At 49.6% G+C, this 748-nt stretch carries 2 protein-coding genes; one reads left to right on the top strand and one right to left on the bottom strand.

The features are described from left to right. Window positions 1-76: 76 nt before the first annotated feature. Window positions 77-226, bottom strand: coding sequence for a hypothetical protein (locus ACFILO_RS09615; RefSeq protein WP_375678229.1), 150 nt, complete (start codon window positions 224-226; stop codon window positions 77-79). On the opposite strand from ACFILO_RS09615, the gene ACFILO_RS09610 reads away from it, so the two are divergent. Then, window positions 208-741 carry a hypothetical protein gene (locus ACFILO_RS09610; protein ID WP_375678228.1) on the top strand — a complete coding sequence of 178 codons (534 nt, stop codon included), beginning with the start codon at window positions 208-210 and terminating at the stop codon, window positions 739-741. The two genes, ACFILO_RS09615 and ACFILO_RS09610, sit on opposite strands and share 19 nt — an antisense overlap. Window positions 742-748: the final 7 nt, after the last annotated feature.

Here is a 748-nt window from a genome sequence, read left to right as displayed (position 1 = left end):
GTTGCATTTTGGCAAGACCCCAAGGATCCTGTGCTACGGTGATAAAAGCTACCGGAAGCAATTGTCGGCAGGAACCTTATTGCATTTGCACAAGCATTCGAATTAATACCGCGCAGGAAGAGGCTTGCGTGGAGGCAACCAACAATGTCTCTCCCGTCGTCGGGTGACGTCGATGCAACAGAAGCACCAATTGTGGTGGAACCAACAATGGCGGAGGCTCAGCCAACTTTAGCTCCGACCGCGCCATTGGAAAAAGGACAAGCGGTGGTTCCGCCGGCTGCAATGGATGTGTGTCCGCCTGACGATGTCACTGGCGATGTCGACAGGATTATTGAATCCCTTGCCAGTGAACCCCCCATATTCGAGCCACTGGCTGTGGCATCCGATAGTTGCCACACGAAGGTAGACACAATTCAGCCCACAGTGACAGTTGAAGTGAATGAAGACGCTGTGCCGTTACCGGCACCGTCACCGAATAAAGACTCTGTGGCAGTACCGGAGTCTGATAAAGACATTGCAGCAGCTACCGAAAATAAAGAAGCTGCAAACGAAGGGCAAGGAGATGTCAACCAGCAAACAACGATCACTCAACCTGAGAAGACACTCCATGCAAATCAACAGATCGATGACATGCAGAAGAATTTTGTTCCAAAGAAGAAAAGATATGCCGGATTCACGGGTCACGACATATTCGAACAGAAGATATTAAGAATCTTCCTGAACTGCTGGATGGACTCGTAAGTATGAA

Source organism: Bartonella sp. AP72JLCBS, from assembly GCF_042195705.1.
Lineage (GTDB): Bacteria > Pseudomonadota > Alphaproteobacteria > Rhizobiales > Rhizobiaceae > Bartonella.
Note: the sequence above shows the minus strand (reverse complement) of the source record. Positions and strands in the feature narration are given on the sequence as shown.